The organism is Corynebacterium sp. CTNIH16, assembly GCF_032821655.1.
GTDB classification, from domain to species: Bacteria; Actinomycetota; Actinomycetes; order Mycobacteriales; family Mycobacteriaceae; genus Corynebacterium; species Corynebacterium marquesiae.
Map to the genome: position 1 here is coordinate 42,980 of NZ_JAVBIG010000009.1, position 15,534 is coordinate 58,513.

12 protein-coding genes and 1 tRNA gene are annotated in these 15,534 nt (G+C 61.5%); 8 read left to right on the forward strand and 5 right to left on the reverse strand.

What is annotated here, in order from left to right:
• Positions 1-321: 321 nt before the first annotated feature.
• Positions 322-1,734 carry a dihydrolipoyl dehydrogenase gene (lpdA, locus tag RAE04_RS08725; protein ID WP_049377818.1) on the reverse strand — a complete coding sequence of 471 codons (1,413 nt, stop codon included), beginning with the start codon at positions 1,732-1,734 and terminating at the stop codon, positions 322-324.
• 532 nt (positions 1,735-2,266) lie between these two features.
• On the opposite strand from lpdA, the gene RAE04_RS08730 reads away from it, so the two are divergent.
• The 7 genes from RAE04_RS08730 (at position 2,267) to rfbA (ending at position 11,050) form a co-directional block, all read left to right on the forward strand.
• A complete protein-coding gene (locus RAE04_RS08730; protein WP_317027111.1) occupies positions 2,267-3,679 on the forward strand; it encodes an alpha/beta hydrolase family protein in 1,413 nt (470 codons plus the stop codon).
• A 33-nt stretch (positions 3,680-3,712) separates the two neighbouring features.
• Positions 3,713-4,792 carry an alpha/beta hydrolase family protein gene (locus RAE04_RS08735; protein WP_317027112.1) on the forward strand — a complete coding sequence of 360 codons (1,080 nt, stop codon included), beginning with the start codon at positions 3,713-3,715 and terminating at the stop codon, positions 4,790-4,792.
• Positions 4,793-4,837: 45 nt separating this feature from the next.
• Positions 4,838-6,163, forward strand: coding sequence for a M1 family metallopeptidase (locus RAE04_RS08740; RefSeq protein ID WP_317027113.1), 1,326 nt, complete (start codon positions 4,838-4,840; stop codon positions 6,161-6,163).
• 141 nt (positions 6,164-6,304) lie between these two features.
• Positions 6,305-7,783, forward strand: coding sequence for an HNH endonuclease signature motif containing protein (locus RAE04_RS08745; RefSeq protein ID WP_317027114.1), 1,479 nt, complete (start codon positions 6,305-6,307; stop codon positions 7,781-7,783).
• 55 nt (positions 7,784-7,838) lie between these two features.
• Entirely contained in the window at positions 7,839-8,843 is a 1,005-nt protein-coding gene (gene rfbB / locus RAE04_RS08750; protein ID WP_317027115.1) for a dTDP-glucose 4,6-dehydratase, read from the forward strand.
• Between the two features lie 2 nt (positions 8,844-8,845).
• Positions 8,846-10,201 (forward strand): dTDP-4-dehydrorhamnose reductase, encoded by a 1,356-nt coding sequence (gene rfbD / locus RAE04_RS08755; RefSeq protein ID WP_317027116.1) that lies wholly within the window; start codon positions 8,846-8,848, stop codon positions 10,199-10,201.
• Positions 10,202-11,050, forward strand: a complete 849-nt coding sequence (gene rfbA / locus RAE04_RS08760) for a glucose-1-phosphate thymidylyltransferase RfbA (protein ID WP_049377811.1) — start codon at positions 10,202-10,204, stop codon at positions 11,048-11,050. It abuts the gene before it with no gap.
• A gap of 3 nt (positions 11,051-11,053) precedes the next feature.
• Here the strand turns inward: rfbA and RAE04_RS08765 are convergent, their stop codons facing one another.
• Genes RAE04_RS08765 through RAE04_RS08775 form a run of 3 tightly spaced genes read right to left on the reverse strand, consistent with a single transcriptional unit; the run spans position 11,054 to position 13,620 of the window.
• Positions 11,054-11,668 (reverse strand): MBL fold metallo-hydrolase, encoded by a 615-nt coding sequence (locus RAE04_RS08765; RefSeq protein WP_005323087.1) that lies wholly within the window; start codon positions 11,666-11,668, stop codon positions 11,054-11,056.
• Positions 11,668-12,753 (reverse strand): S-(hydroxymethyl)mycothiol dehydrogenase, encoded by a 1,086-nt coding sequence (locus tag RAE04_RS08770; RefSeq protein ID WP_049377810.1) that lies wholly within the window; start codon positions 12,751-12,753, stop codon positions 11,668-11,670. The genes RAE04_RS08765 and RAE04_RS08770 overlap by 1 nt, the downstream gene beginning before the upstream one ends.
• Before the next feature lie 51 nt (positions 12,754-12,804).
• The gene (locus RAE04_RS08775; protein ID WP_049377809.1) at positions 12,805-13,620 is read right to left on the reverse strand and encodes a GDSL-type esterase/lipase family protein; all 816 of its coding nucleotides are present in this window, start codon (positions 13,618-13,620) and stop codon (positions 12,805-12,807) included.
• 151 nt (positions 13,621-13,771) lie between these two features.
• On the opposite strand from RAE04_RS08775, the gene RAE04_RS08780 reads away from it, so the two are divergent.
• The gene (locus RAE04_RS08780) at positions 13,772-15,394 is read left to right on the forward strand and encodes an AMP-binding protein (RefSeq protein ID WP_317027117.1); all 1,623 of its coding nucleotides are present in this window, start codon (positions 13,772-13,774) and stop codon (positions 15,392-15,394) included.
• Positions 15,395-15,449: 55 nt separating this feature from the next.
• On the opposite strand, the gene RAE04_RS08785 is transcribed toward RAE04_RS08780, so the two are convergent.
• Positions 15,450-15,525, reverse strand: a tRNA-Thr gene (locus RAE04_RS08785).
• Positions 15,526-15,534: the final 9 nt, after the last annotated feature.

Here is a 15,534-nt window from a genome sequence, read left to right on the forward strand (position 1 = left end):
AAAAAGCTCATTTCGAGTAAATAACCTGCTGAACTGGCGGTTTAGCAGTACTCGAAAGCTACTCGAAAAAGCTCATTTCGAGTAAATAACCTGCTGAACTGGCGGTTTAGCAGTACTCGAAAGCTACTCGAAAATTTTTCGAGTAGCAGTGAGGGTTGCGCGCGTTATGCATACAAAGAGCAACGGCACCGCTGCTTCCCTCCTGCCCCGTGTGGGCGGAGGAGGATCAGCGGTGCCGATGCTGTTGCCGTTGTGGTGTGCCGAGGTCCTAGCCTCCCGGCGGTGGTGGGAGAAAAGGTGGACGTCGGCAAGCAGCCCTGCTTAGAGGTTAATCATGTGGCCGCCAATACCCTCGGCAGCTTCCTTCATGGCCTCAGAGAGGGTCGGGTGGGTGTGGACGTTGCGGCCGATTTCCTCAGCGGTGAGGTCGAAGCGCTGCGCCAGGGTCAGCTCTGGCAGCAGCTCGGAAACGTTGGAGCCCACCATGTGGCCGCCGATGAGCTCGCCGTACTCGCCGTCCGCGATGAGCTTGACAAAGCCCGCGGTCTCATTGAGGCCAGCAGCCTTGCCGTTAGCGGAGAACGGGAAGGTAGCGACCTTAATGTCGCGGTCCGCGAACTTCTCCTTGGCAGCCTCTTCGGTGTAGCCGAAGGAAGCGACCTGCGGGTTGCAGAAGGTAGCGCGCGGCATATTCATGTAGTCGCCCAAAAGCTGGGTCTCCACGCCGGCGATGGTCTCTGCAGCCACAACGCCCTGGGCCTCAGCAACGTGGGCGAGCTGCAGCTTCGCGGTGACGTCACCGATGGCGTAGATGTGGTCGACGTTGGTACGCATGGTGTCATCGATGGCAATAGCGCCGCGCTCGGTGAGCTCAACGCCGGTGTTCTCCAGACCGAAGCCCTCGGTGCGCGGGGCGAAGCCGATGGAGATCATGGCACGGTCCACGGTGAGAGTGTCCTGCTTGGAGCCGTCCTTGGACTCCACCTCAACGGTGACATTATCGCCGTTGTCCTTCACGGAGGTGGTCTTGTAGCCGGTCAGCAGCTTGACGCCGAGCTTCTTGTACTCCTTGGCAATGGCCTTGGAGACGTCCTTGTCCTCGTTCGGCAGGACGCGGTCCATGAACTCCACGATGGTAACGTCCACGCCGTAGTTGGCCAGAACATAAGCAAATTCCATGCCGATGGCGCCGGCACCGACGATGACCATGGACTTCGGGGCCTCATCGTTGAGGATCTGCTCCTCGTAGGACACGATGTTGCCGCCGAGCTCTACGCCCGGCAGAGACTTGACCACGGAGCCGGTAGCGATGATGCAGTCATCGAAGGTGACGGTCTTACCCTTGTCATCACCATCGGTGATTTCGATAGTCTTATCGTCCTTGAAGGAGCCAAGGCCGTTGATCTCGGTGATCTTGTTCTTCTTCATCAGGTAATGGACACCCTTGACGATGCCCGCGGAAACCTTGCGGGAACGCTTGTGGGCAACACCGAAGTCGAAGGAGACATCGCCGGAAATGCCGAAGTCCTTGGCCTCGTGGTTGAAGGTGTGGGCAACCTCAGCGTTCTTCAGCAGCGCCTTGGAAGGGATGCAGCCTACGTTGAGGCAGACACCGCCCCAGTACTGCTTCTCGATTACGGCAACTTTCTTACCAAGCTGAGCTGCACGGATGGCGGCCACGTAGCCGCCAGGGCCCGCGCCGAGTACTACTACGTCATAATGTTCATTAGTCACGCCCTTTAGGATACGTAACTTTGCCCTCCATGTCGCGCATTGGGTCACACTCTTGTGCCCGAGTCCCCCACGCTTCGGGGGTAAAACGCGCAAAGGCCCTGCACGGTGGCGTCGGCAAGCGCGCGACACCCCCACGCAGGGCTATGGGTTCGGTGTTTTAGAACAGGCCGAGAGCCAATGCGGCGGCGGAGGACATGGAGGAACCCATGTGCAGGAACTGGCCCAGAACTTCATTGATGGATACGAGGATGGAATCGAAAACGTTCATTATGCTTCTTTCTGTGTTTTTACTTGCCTAGAGCGAGGGATGGGCCCGGGAGGCGGACCTCATTATTCACACGTTTAGTACTAGCGGAGATTGTAGCGCCACCGTTACATACGCGCTGCGTTCAGAATTATGACACACAAACCACATGCGTCACAGGTTTTGCTACATTAAAAGGGCTATTAAGGCATAGAGTCTTGCTAACACCCCCGCTATGCGGAACGATACCTACTGAGAAGATTCTCTTAACTCGAGGAAGCTAAAAATATGCATACTTTGCGCTCTATCGGCTCTAGCGTCGCAGGCATCGCCATCGCGGCAGGAGTCCTCTCCGCCCCTATCGCCTCCGCCGTCGAACCGGACGAGATTCAGGGGGACGCCACCCCGTCCACCATCCGCGAGGTTAACCTGACCAACCCTGCGGACCCGGAGAATATCAACTACGCCATCACCATCGAGGGTGAAAACCGCGTGGCAGACATTGCCAAATTGGATGATAAGGACAAGTGGAAGGGCTACGCCTTTGGTCACGAGAGCGGCCAGGGCAAGCACTACGGCAACCACGTTAAGGCCCTGACCGCCACCTCCGCCGCCATGGGCGGCCGCGAGGTTCCGCTGGCTGTCATCACCCCAGACGGCGACTTTGAGAAGAAGCGCCCCACCCTGTACCTGCTCAACGGCGCGGGCGGCGCTGAGCAGGGCATGGACTGGCTAACCGCCACCGTCAACCACGACATCGACCCTGAGACCGAGGGCGTACAAGACATGGTGGACTTCTACACGTCCAAGGATGTCAACGTGGTCATCCCACAGGCCGGCGCCTTCTCCTATTACACCGACTGGGTATCTTCCCCGAATAGCGGCTACCTCAAGGGCCCGCAGAAGTGGGAGACCTTCCTCACCAAGGAGCTGCCGAACAAACTGGAGGAGCACATCGGCGGCAATGGCAAGCGCGCGATTGCCGGCATGTCCATGTCCGCTACCTCTTCCCTGCTGCTGGCGGAGCATAACCCGGGCTTCTACAACGCTGTGGGCTCCTTCTCCGGCTGCGCCGCAACCTCCCGCCCACTGCCGCGCCTATACACCCAGCTGACCGTCAACCGCGGCGGTGGCTCGGCCGACCAGATGTGGGGGGCTATGGGCAGCGATTACAACGTGTACAACGATGCCCTGGTGAACGCTAACCCGAATAACCTGGGCCAATCCGAGACCTACGTTTCGGTCAACTCCGGTCTGGGCGGCGCCAATGACTGGGGCGCTAAGGGCTCGTCCACCCTCATCGTTGAGGGCGGCGTCATCGAGGCCGCGATGAACTCCTGCACCCATGACCTCAAGGCCAAAATGGACTCCCAGGGCATGGACGCAGACTGGAACTTCCGCAATACCGGCACCCACTCCTGGCCGGGCTGGCGCGATGACCTCTTCACCTCCTGGGCCACCTTCGAGCGCGGCTTTAACAAGGACGCTGCAGAAGGACCGGCCGCACCGGCGGTAGAGGCTAATGAGCTTTCCATCGAGGCACCGCAGGCCGAGGAAAATGCGCAGGTTAAGGACGCCCCGAGCGCCGCTGACCAGTCCCCGGACAAGGACTTTGTCGAGGGCAAGGACGCAGAGGGCGCAGCGGCTCCGAACGCTGCGGAGGCTGCAGCGGCCGCCGAGGCTGCTGTCGCTGCCGAATAATCAGGAATTCATTAACTACAGGAAAGAAGCACTATGAAGCGCCTTAGCTCCATCCTGGCCGCCACCGCCGTGTGCGCCGGCCTAGCATCCGCCCCGCTGGCGGGGGCCGCACAGCTCACCCCGCAGCAGGTAGCAGGCAACGCTGCCCAGTCCACCTTGGCCCCGTTGGAGGTCACCCCGGAGCTGGAGCAGCAGACTTGGTACCAGAAGTACAAGGACGATCCGCGCGTCGAAAAGCTGCAGGCCACCTCCCCTGCCATGAACGGCCGCAAGATTCCGCTGGCCGTCATTCGCGCGAAGGATGAGAACCGCCCGACCATCTACCTGCTCAATGGCGCAGGCGGCGCGGAGCAGGACATGGACTGGCTGAAGCTTTCCGATGCCGTTGATTTCTACCACTCCAGGAACGTCAACGTGGTTATCCCGCAGGCCGGTGCTTTCTCCTACTACACCGACTGGGTATCCGAGCCGAACTCCAAGTACCTCAAGGGCCCGCAGAAGTGGGAAACCTTCCTTACCAAGGAACTGCCGGGCGCCATCGAGGGCCACATCAAGGCCGATAACCACCGCGCTATTGCGGGCATGTCCATGTCCGCGACCTCCTCCCTGCTACTGGCGGAGCACAACCAGGGCTTCTATGATGCCGTCGGCTCCTATGCCGGCTGCGCGGCCACCGCTTACCCGGTAGAGCACAAGGCCGTTGAGCTCACCGTTAACCGCGGTGGTGCGACCACGGAGCAGATGTGGGGCCCGTTCGGCTCCCCCACAAACCGCTATAACGACGCGATGATGAACCACGAGAAGCTGCGCGGCACGGAGCTGTACATCTCTTCCGGTTCTGGGTTGGCAGGCAAGGAGGATACCTTCTCCTACCACGTGGCTAAGGGCACGAACCCTATGGCAGCCGCTGCAGGCTCCGCTATTCTGCAGGGTGAAGGCGGTGCCATCGAGGCTGGCGTGAACTACTGCACCCACAACTTCAAGGCCAAGCTGGACCAGGCTGGCATCCCGGCAACCTATAACTTCCGCAATACCGGCACCCACTCCTGGCCGCACTGGATTGCGGACCTTAAGGACTCCTGGCCGGTCTTCGAGCGCGCTTTCAATAAATAAGCTCGTTTCTTTCCGCGACTGAAAGGGCGGTAGGCTTGCAGCATTATGAAGTTGCTTCCTACCGCCCTTTCGCGTGCCCACACTGATCCTTATACCGGCGTAGATTTTAATCTCGGTTTCGAGGTTTCCCACTACACGCTGGATCTGACCTACCGCGTGGAGCCCAACCTGCTCCACGGCGAGGCTATTTTGGCCATCCGGGCCGATGAAGGTTTGGCGTCCCTGACCCTGGATCTAGGCGGGGCGATGGTGGCCCGGCGCGTGACCGCAAAGGGTGCGCCGCGGGTGGCTAAATTCCGCCAATCCTCCGGCAAGCTGCGCCTGCGTTTCGCAGAAGAGATTGCAGCCGGCACGGAGTTTGAGCTGGTGATCCGCTACGGCGGCAGCCCGCGGCCGATCCGCACCACCTGGGGAGAGATCGGCTGGGAAGAAACCGAGTCCGGTTCGCTGGTGGCCAGCCAGCCCAATGGCGCGCCGAGCTGGTTCCCCTGCGACGATACGCCTTCTGCCAAGGCACTCTATGACATCATCATTACGGCCGATGATCCCTTTATCGTGGTTTCTAATGGTGACCTTGTCTCCCGCCGGGCGGGCGGTTCCACCACGCGCTGGCACTACCGCACCCGCGAGCCCATGGCCACCTATCTGGCGACGGTGCAGGTAGGAGAGTTCTCTAATTTTGATTTGGGACCTTCCACGCGCGCTTGGGCGCCGGCCGCGCTGCGCGAGCGCGTGCTGGATGAGTTTGCCCAGCAGCAGGAAATGGTGGACTTCTTCGCCTCCATTTATGGCCCATACCCATTTGCGGATTACCAGGTGGTCATCACGGAAGATGAGCTAGAAATCCCGCTGGAGGCGCAGGGCCTGTCCATCTTTGGCTCCAATCATATTAAGGGCGACCACGCCTTCGAACGCCTTATCGCGCACGAGCTTTCCCACCAATGGTTTGGCAATTCCGTGGGCCTGAGCGAGTGGAAGGATATCTGGCTCAACGAGGGCTTTGCCTGCTACAGCGAGTGGCTATGGGCCGAGCATAAGGGCGAGACCACCGCGCACGAGGCGGCGCGTGCCCACTACCACGTCTTGGGACGCAAGGCACAGGACCTCACCGTTTCTGATCCGGGTGCGCGCGATATGTTCGATGACCGCGTGTATAAGCGCGGCGCGTTGGCTGTGCATGCCATTCACCGCCTGCTTGGCGACGCCTTCTTTAGCACCCTCCGCAGCTACCTCACCGAGCACCGGCATTCGGTGGTAGAAGCTTCCATGTTGCTGGATACCTTCCGCGCCGCCGCTCCTGATGCCGCGCTTTTCGACGCCACCGTAGACGCCTGGCTCAACCAGAAGGCCCTTCCCCCCTTCCCGAATTAGTGGTTTTGGCCCCGCTTTGCGGGGTTTTGGCTGCGTTTTCTTGGGGAATGTCTAATCTATTGACCAATTCCTTCTTTCCTGTTGACGGGGTGTTTTATCTGGGCAAAATAGAACATGTAAACGAACAGGAAGGGAGAGATCATGCAAACCACCAAGCACGCGGAGATAGACTCCGCCATCGCGCAGGTTGCCACTGGGCTCACCCAGCTGCGCGGCCTCATGCAAGATCCCTCCGATCTGTCTTTCGAGCTTCTTCATCCACATTTCGAACACTTGGAGCGGGCGCTAGGAAATAAGTCCACCATCGACGCCGCCTTTGCTTTCATTGCAGACCGCGATGACGCCGGCCGCCGCGTAGGCTCTTCCAAGACCAAGGACTACCTGACCACGCGCCTAGGCCTTACCGATGCCGAGGCCGCCGCCCGCCTCCGCAATGGACGCAACCTCTTCGCACCCATCCCCGATCCGGAGCCGGCTCCCCCTGCGGGCCCCGATGCCGACGAAGCCGCACGCGCCCAAGCCGAAGAAGAAGCTCGCCGCCACGCTGACCGCGAGCGCCGCGAGGAAGAGAAGCGCCGCAAGAAGCTCTTTGAGGAAGAGCCTATCCCCGAGCGCATCCTTAACCTCATCGAGAATGAGCTACGTAGCCTCAGCAAGTACGCCATCCCCGGCCCAAGCGAACTGCGCAACCAGGCCCTCGAACAGGCCAAGCGCCGCCCCTTCGATTCCCTGCGAGAGTGGCTACGCAAGGCCATCCGCAAAGCGAATAAGCACGCTCTCACCCCAGCAGGCGAGCCCGACCCACACGCCGCTACCCGCAAGCGCCGCTTTAGCATCTCCCGCCAAGATGCCGACGGCGGTGTGCACATCTCCGGCTACCTAGACGCCTCTGCGGCCGCCATCCTCGCCAGCGCCTTTGCTCCCGCGAAGAATAAGGGCAGCGCGGATCTCAGTCCCGAGGACGATACCCGCACCTATGCCCAACGCATGGCGGACCAATTGACCGCTGCGCTATCGAGCTATCTTTCCGCCACCCAAAAGAACTCCGACGGTCTCGGCTCCTTCTTCGTCGCCACCACCTTGGAGGAACTGGAGGCAATGGGCGGCGATACCCGCTTCGCCACCAGCACCGGCATCGAACTCTCCCCGCTCGATCTCCTCCGCCTCGGCGGCGCGCAGCACGATTTCTTCTGTGCCGTGGACGACAAGGGCCTCCCCCTCGAGCTTGGTCGCACCAAGCGCACCGCGTCCCTCTGGCAGAAGCTAGCCCTAGCGGCCTCCGAGCTTGTCTGCACCCACCCCGAGTGCCACCGCCCCTGGCAGGACTGCGATGTCCACCACCTCCAAGCCTGGTCACACGGCGGTGCCACCGATCTCAAGAACCTCACGCTGCTGTGCCGCCGGCACCACGTGGACAATAACGACTACCGCGATGGCCGCAACGGAATGGGACACGCCGAACGGGATCCCGTCACTGGCCGGGTGGGCTACCGCGCCGCCCACACCAGCGGCCTATCGCCCACCGTGGAGGTCAACGAACACCCCGCTGCGGAACAAGCCCCAGCCCGCAGGCTCACGGATCCGCCCTCGCCACCTCCGTCACCACCGGGTGCGGCCTGACCGGGGCCCACGGCCTGCCACAGCCACGCGCCCGACTGCCCTACACTGGATAACCATGCAAACGATGCTCGTCACTGGCGGCGCCGGTTTTATCGGCGCCAATTTCGTGCGCCTAATATGCCAGGCGCGCCCCGATACCCGCATTACGGTGCTCGATAAGCTCACCTACGCCGGAAACCGCGCCAACCTCGCCGGCCTCGATATCGACCTCGTGGAGGGGGATATCGCCGATCCCGCCACCGTAGAACCGCTCGTCGCCGCTGCGGATGTAGTGGTTCATTTTGCCGCCGAGTCCCATAACGACAATTCTTTGCGCGACCCCTCGCCCTTCATCCACACGAACCTCGTAGGCACATTCACCCTTCTGGAAGCCTGCCGCAAGCACGATACCCGCCTCCACCATGTCTCCACCGACGAGGTTTTCGGCGACCTCGAGATAGGAGCAGCGACCAAATTTATCGAGCACACCGCCTACGCTCCCTCCAGCCCATACTCAGCCACCAAGGCGGGGTCTGACCACCTCGTGCGAGCATGGGTGCGTTCCTTCGGGCTGCGCGCGACCATCTCAAACTGCTCCAATAATTACGGGCCGTACCAGCACATTGAGAAGTTCATCCCCCGCCAAATCACCAATATCCTCTCCGGACACACGCCCAAGCTCTACGGCACGGGCGAGCAGGTGCGCGATTGGATTCACGTCGATGACCACAACAAAGCGGTGCTCGCCATCCTCGAGCGGGGCCGCATCGGCGAGACCTACAATATCGGCGCGGACCAAGAGGATATTAATAATAAGCAGGTCATTGAGCTGATTTGCGAAATCATGGGCCACACCCGCAATGGACGCGCACTCTATGAGCACGTGGCGGACCGCCCCGGCCATGACCAGCGCTATGCCATGAACGCCGCCAAGCTGCGTCGCGAGCTAGGCTGGGCCCCGCGGTTCACGGATATCCGCGCCGGTCTCGAAGCCACCATCGCGTGGTATCGCGATAACGAAGGCTGGTGGAAGCCCGAGAAAGAAAACGTGGAAGCCCGCTACAAGCAGCAAGGACAGTAGATATGCGTATTACCGAAACCGCCATCCCGGGGCTGCTCATCATCGACCTCGACGTGCACGGCGATAACCGCGGCTGGTTTAAGGAGAATTGGCAACGCGAAAAATTCACCGGCCTCGCGCCCGAGCTCGCAAGCTTCCAGCCAGTGCAGAACAATATTTCTTATAACCACCCCGGAGCCACCCGCGGCCTGCACGCCGAGCCGTGGGACAAACTCGTCTCGGTGGCGCACGGCAAGATCTTCGGCGCGTGGTGCGATTTACGCGAGGGATCGGAGAGCTTTGGCGAGGTCGTCACCCACGAGGTGGGGCCGGAGACAGCGGTGTTTGTGCCGCGGGGCGTCGCTAATGGCTTTCAGGCGCTGGAGGAAACCTCCTACTGCTACCTGGTCAATGAGCATTGGTCTGCCGAGGCGCGCTATGCCGCGGTGAACCTCGACATCGTGGACTGGCCGCAAGAACCCACCGAGATTTCGGACAAGGACAAGCAGCACCCAGGCCTTAAAGGCGTAAGCCCGATGCCCGCCCGCCGTATCCTCGTCACAGGCGCGAATGGGCAGTTGGGGCGGGCGTTGAAGCGCCTGCTTGCCGACGCCGAATTTTGCACCCACGCCGACTTCGACATCACCAATCCGCCGGAACGGAATTGGAAGCAGTACTCGGCCATCATTAATTGCGCGGCGTATAACGACGTCAACGGCGCCGAAAACGACCGCGCCGCCGCTTGGGCCGTCAACGCGGAGGGACCTGCAAAGCTGGCACGCATCGCCGCAGAAAACCAGATCACACTGGTGCAAGTCTCGAGCGACTATATCTTCGATGGGGCGAACGAGGTCCACTCCGAGGAGGAGCTACCGTCGCCGCTCAGTGTATACGGGGCGTCGAAAGCCGCGGGTGATACCGCCGCGCAAACCGCGCCGCAGCACTACGTCATCCGCACCTCGTGGGTGTTTGGCGAGGGCGAAAATTTCATGTCCACCATGCGCCGGCTGGCCAATAAGGGAGTGGAGCCGAAGGTCATCCACGACCAGCGCGGGCGGCCCACGTTTGCCGAGGATCTTGCCAAGGGCATCGTCCACCTGCTCAGCTCCAACGCGGACTACGGCGTGTATAACCTCTCCAACTCGGGCGATACCGTCGGCCGCGATGAGATTGCCATGGCCGTGTTCATCGGGATCGGCCACGACCCGGCCGAGGTCACTCCGGTAAGCACCGAGCAGTACCGCGAGATCGCGGGCCCCGAGGCGCCGCGCCCTAAGGAGTCGACGCTTGCGCTAGATAAAATCGAGGCTACCGGCTTCAAGCCGCAGAATTGGCGTGCGGCCCTTGCCCTGTATTTGGCGCTGTACCCGGAGGATTAAATGAAAGGCATCATCCTGGCCGGCGGTTCCGGCACGCGGCTCTACCCGATTACCAAGGGCATCTCGAAGCAGCTCATGCCCATTTATGACAAGCCGATGATTTATTACCCGCTAACCACGCTCATTCAAGCGGGTATTCGGGAGATCCTCATCATTACCACCCCGGAGGATGCGGAGGCCTTCCAGCGGCTCTTTGGTGATGGATCGCAGCTTGGGCTGATGATCGATTACGCGGTCCAGCCGCGGCCGGAGGGACTCGCACAGGCCTTCTTGATTGGCGAGGATTTCATTGGCGATGACAGCGTCGCACTCGTGCTCGGCGATAATATCTTCCACGGCTTCGGCGGCGAGCTCGCCCACTGCCAAGATCCGGAGGGCGGCATCATCTTCGCCTACGAGGTCTCGGATCCGCAGCGCTATGGTGTCGTGGAATTCGACGCCGCGGGCCATGCGCTGAGCATCGAGGAAAAGCCGGAGGTACCGCGATCGAACCACGCGGTGGTGGGCTTGTACTTCTACGACAACTCGGTGGTGGAGATAGCCAGGGGCATCAAGCCCAGCGGCCGCGGCGAACTGGAAATCACGGCTGTGAACGAAGAGTACCTGCGCCGCGGCGAGCTCAATGTTCAGCGCCTGCACCGCGGGAGCGTATGGCTCGATACGGGAACGGTGGACTCGATGAGCGAGGCCTCCGCCTACGTCGAGGTGATGCAAAAACGCACCGGGATCGTTATCGGATCGCCCGAGGTCGCCGCATATGAGGCGGGCTTTATCGACCGCGCCCAGCTAGAAAAACTCGCCGAGCCGTTACTCAAGTCCGGCTACGGCGAGTACCTGCGGGCGTTTTAGAGGCTAGTAGCCGCGCTCGATGTATTCGTCGATGCGCGCGGCCTCCGCGCCCACCGTGGTGGCGTCGCCATGCCCTGGCAGGACCTTAGTGTCCTCCGGCAGGGTGAAGACGACGTTCTTCAGCGACTCGATGATCACATCGAAGTCGGAGTACTTGCGGCCAGTGGCACCAGGGCCGCCGTTGAAGAGCGTATCGCCCGACAGCAGCGTCTCGCCCACATGCAGCACCACGCAGCCCGGCGAGTGACCCGGGGTGTGGTAGACCGTAATCTTCTCGCCGCCAATATCGAACTGACCGCGGTCCGCCAATGGCGTGTACGGAGCATCGCCATTGGACTCCTGCCACAGCATGTCATCGTCCGGGTGCAGGTAGACCTCGGTATCAAAGCGCTTTGCGGCCTCGGGGGCGAGCTCGCAATGGTCATTGTGCGCGTGGGTGAGCAAGATGCCTTCTACGCGACGGTCGCCCACGAGCTCTGCTACCGCATCGAGGTCGTGGGAGGGGTCCACCACGTAGACGCTGGAGTCATCGCCCACGACGTAGACATTATTGTCCACATCCCATTCGCCGCCATCGAGGCGGAACTTGCCAGAAGTAACCGTGCTATCGATACGCATTAGAACTCCACCACAGAACGCAGAACCTTGCCGGACTTCATGGTAGCGAAGGCCTGCTCGACGTCGTCAAGCGCAATGCGCTCGGTGACGAACTTGTCCAGCGGGAAGTTGCCGGCCTTGGACAGCGCTACGTAAGCGGGGAAATCGCGCTCTGGGAGGCAATCGCCGTACCACGCAGGCTTGATGGAACCACCGCGGCCGTAGAGGTCGATGGCCGGAATGTCCACGTGGTCGGTGAGGTTCGGCACGCCCACCATGACCATGCGGCCGGCGTGGTCGCGAGAGTAGAAGGCCTGGCGCCAGGTGGGCTGGATGCCCACGGCGTCGATGGAGACATCGGTGCCGAAGCCGCCGGTGAGCTCGCGGACGGCGTCAATAACCTCCTGCTCCGAAAGGTCCTTGGAGCAGATGGTATCGGTCGCGCCGAATTCGCGGGCGGTCTCCAGCTTGGACTCGTCGATATCCACGGCGATGATTTTCGCCGCGCTCGCCAGCTTGGCGCCCGCAATGGCCGCCATGCCAACGCCGCCGCAGCCAAAGACGGCAACGGACTCGCCGAGCTGGATATCGCCGGTATTCACGGCAGCGCCGAGGCCCGCCATGATGCCGCAACCCAGCAGGCCAGCGGCAGCCGGGTCGGTGTCTTCCACCTTGGTGCACTGGCCCTCGTGGACCAAGGTCTTCTCCGCGAAGGAACCGATGCCCAGCGCAGGGGTAAGTTCGGTGCCATCCTCGAGGGTCATCTTCTTGGAGGCGTTGTGGGTATTGAAGCAGTACTTTGGCTCGCCCTTCTTGCAGGCGCGGCACTCGCCGCACACGGCGCGCCAGTTCAAAATGACGAAGTCGCCTTCCTCCACGTGGGTGACCGCAGAACCTACGGTCTCTACTACGCCTGCGGCCTCGTGGCCGAGCAGGAAGGGGAAGGCGTCTTCAATATCGCCATCGCGATAGGCAAGGTCGGTGTGGCACACACCGCAGGCCTGGACGCGCACGATGACGTCGTTAGGGCCGGGATCAGGAACGACAATGTTGACGGTTTCGACTTCTGCACCCTTGGAGCGGGCAATAACAGCTTTTACAGTCATGCGCCCGAGCGTACCGATATTTTCAAAACCGGCGCATTACTGAAAACCTTTTTAGGATCGGGCGATGACGTTGGCCGCATGCTCATGGCCACGCTGGTTCATGTGGATGGGCAGGTTGCCGTCACCACCAGTAAAGTCCACCAGACCAGCCCACATGCGCTGGTTTGCATCGGCACACATGCCGTTATTGCGGGTGGAAGGCTTCATATCCAGGAACTGCACGCCGGTGCGCGCCGCCAAGTCCACCTGCATCCACTGCGCCTTATTCTCAAAGTCCTGGATTGGCGGCAGGAAGGTGGAATCGGCCGGGCGCGGGCCGAAATGGAAGAGGCAGTAGTACGGGCCAGAACCGATGGTGGGGTAGCCAACGATCTGGACGCGGGCGTTCGGGGCCGCGCGCTTGATGCGCTCGATCTGCGGGGCGGTGCGGTCCGCGAACTGCTTACGAATCTGCGGCAGGTTGAGCTCGCGGTGGTTATAGGTGTCATTGAAACCGGTAGTAATAACCACGCGGTTGGTAGCCGGAGTCAGCGCACCGCTGCGGATGGCCGCATCCACCTGCTGGGAAACCTGCGGACCGCGAGACATGGACACGGCACCGGAGCAAGAGAAATCCCGCACCGGAAGGCGCAGCTTGGCGCCGGCGCGCTTGGCGTAGTTATTGGAGGTAGGGCAATCTACGCCCACACCTTTAGAGGGATCGTAGCGGTGGGCGAAGTAGGAGCCGGCATCTGGATCCGCAAGGACGGAATCGCCGAAGGCTACTAGGTTGCGCTCCGCGGCGGTGGCTTGCGGCGCGACAGCCACGCCTACGACGGCCAGCGCGGACGCCACCACGGAGAGGACTTTGAGCTGCAGAGATTTCATGAGATCCTTTTCTAGAAACACCAGTAACTTCAGGTAACTGTAGTCACTTCTGTAACATATTTCGAGTTGGCGGCAACACCGCCCGCCTCTCTCACGATATCGTCCATGGTTATCTTTTCGTTATCTTCGCTAATTTGGAGCTTTCCCGATCGTGAATTTTTCTGATTTCACATTCCACGCTGCAGCCCTCGGCCGGTTCGTGCCGGCGCTTCTTAACGCCGGACTCATCAGCCACCAAGGCGGCGCGAAGGCCCAGCTCAACCTGCTGCCGAACCTGGCCCGCTACCGCTTTACCACCGCACGCGAGATCGAACAGGGCTACCTTGCCTGCCCGGAGCGTTTGGCGCTTATCGACGACGACGGCACCCTCACCTACCGCCAGCTGCGCACGCACACCCAGGGCTTTGCCCGCTACCTCCGCTCGCTGGACCTGCCCGAAATCCGCCTCGGCGTCATGGCGCGCAACGGCCGCGGCATCATCATTCCTCTCGGCGCCAAGGGCTACGTGGGCGCTTCTATTTACCTGCTCAACGTGGGCTCCTCCCCGGAGCAGCTGGCCGGCTGCATTGAGGAAAACGGCATCAATGTGCTTGTCGTGGATGATGAATTCATCGACCGCGTGGACACCGATATCCCGGTCATCATCGCGCACGATACCGGAGCAAGCGAGCTGCCGAAGTTAGACAAGATTGTGAAGAATCCACCGGCCGTGGAGCTGCCGCGCTTCCCCAAGCACGGCCCGATTGTGCTCATGTCCTCCGGCACCACCGGCATTCCGAAGGGCATTGTGCGGCCGGAGCCGACCCTGCCGGTGGTGCTGGCCTCCATCGTGGATACGATTCCGTGGCGCGCCGACCAGCGCCTGCAGCTCACCGCCTCCATTTTTCACACGTGGGGCTGGGCCTGCATCAATATCGCGCTCGGCCTGCGCAATACCATCGTCACCCACCGCGTATTCGACGCGGAGCAGGTGCTTGATGATGTCCAGCGCTACCGCCTCGATGGCATGATCTCCTCCCCCATCTTCTTTAAGCGCTTGGTAGAGCGGGACCCGGCCGGTGAGTTCGATACCTCGAGCCTGAAATTCATCGCCTCGGCCGGCAATGCGCTGACCCCGGAGGTGGTCAAGGAAACCAATGAACGCTTCGGCGCCATCCTGTGCAACGTGTACGGATCCACCGAGCTCGCGCTCGCGACGACCGCCACCATGGATCAGGTGGCCGCCAACCCCACCATCGCCGGGCGCGTGGCCTCGGGCACGAAGCTGCGCATCCTCGATAAGGAGGGCCACCCGGTTCCGCGCGGCGAGGTGGGAGAGATCTACCTGACCAACTCCACCGCGATGACCGGCTATACCAACCCGAACCTGCGGCTCAATAAGGTGGACGGGCTCATTTCCATCGGCGATTTGGGCTACATCGACGAGCACGACTTCCTGCACGTGGTCGGCCGCGCCGATGACATGATCATCGTCGGCGGCGAAAACGTCCACCCGCAGTCTGTCACCGAGGTCCTCGAGGCCATGCCCGGCATCCACGAGGTTCATGCTGGCGGCGTAGAGGATAACGAAACCTTCCAACGCATCGCCGTGTGGGCGGTGCCTACTGCCGACGCCGCCGGAAAGGCCCTCACCGCCGACGCCATCCGCGACTGGGTCCGCACCAAGCTCGCCGATCACTCCGTGCCGCGCGACGTGCACTTCCTGGCCAAACTCCCGCGCAACGCTACCGGCAAGGTGGTCCCGCGCCTGCTCAATAACCACGGCGAGGCTTAGCGCGCACCTCCCCCGAATACACGAAAGGCCGCAGGCTATACACCTGCGGCCACTGTGGAGCCGCCTGCGAGAATCGAACTCGCGACCTTTTCATTACGAGTGAAATGCTCTACCGACTGAGCTAAGGCGGCGCGCTGCTT

Excerpts from the sequence above, each read along its gene's own strand:
- RAE04_RS08730 (WP_317027111.1), top strand. The coding sequence starts at position 2,267 with ATGCATACTTTGCGCTCTATCGGCTCTAGCGTCGCAGGCATCGCCATC.
- RAE04_RS08735 (WP_317027112.1), top strand. The coding sequence starts at position 3,713 with ATGAAGCGCCTTAGCTCCATCCTGGCCGCCACCGCCGTGTGCGCCGGC.
- RAE04_RS08740 (WP_317027113.1), top strand. The coding sequence starts at position 4,838 with ATGAAGTTGCTTCCTACCGCCCTTTCGCGTGCCCACACTGATCCTTAT.
- RAE04_RS08745 (WP_317027114.1), top strand. The coding sequence starts at position 6,305 with ATGCAAACCACCAAGCACGCGGAGATAGACTCCGCCATCGCGCAGGTT.
- rfbB (WP_317027115.1), top strand. The coding sequence starts at position 7,839 with ATGCAAACGATGCTCGTCACTGGCGGCGCCGGTTTTATCGGCGCCAAT.
- rfbD (WP_317027116.1), top strand. The coding sequence starts at position 8,846 with ATGCGTATTACCGAAACCGCCATCCCGGGGCTGCTCATCATCGACCTC.
- rfbA (WP_049377811.1), top strand. The coding sequence starts at position 10,202 with ATGAAAGGCATCATCCTGGCCGGCGGTTCCGGCACGCGGCTCTACCCG.
- RAE04_RS08765 (WP_005323087.1), bottom strand. The coding sequence starts at position 11,668 with ATGCGTATCGATAGCACGGTTACTTCTGGCAAGTTCCGCCTCGATGGC.
- RAE04_RS08770 (WP_049377810.1), bottom strand. The coding sequence starts at position 12,753 with ATGACTGTAAAAGCTGTTATTGCCCGCTCCAAGGGTGCAGAAGTCGAA.
- RAE04_RS08775 (WP_049377809.1), bottom strand. The coding sequence starts at position 13,620 with ATGAAATCTCTGCAGCTCAAAGTCCTCTCCGTGGTGGCGTCCGCGCTG.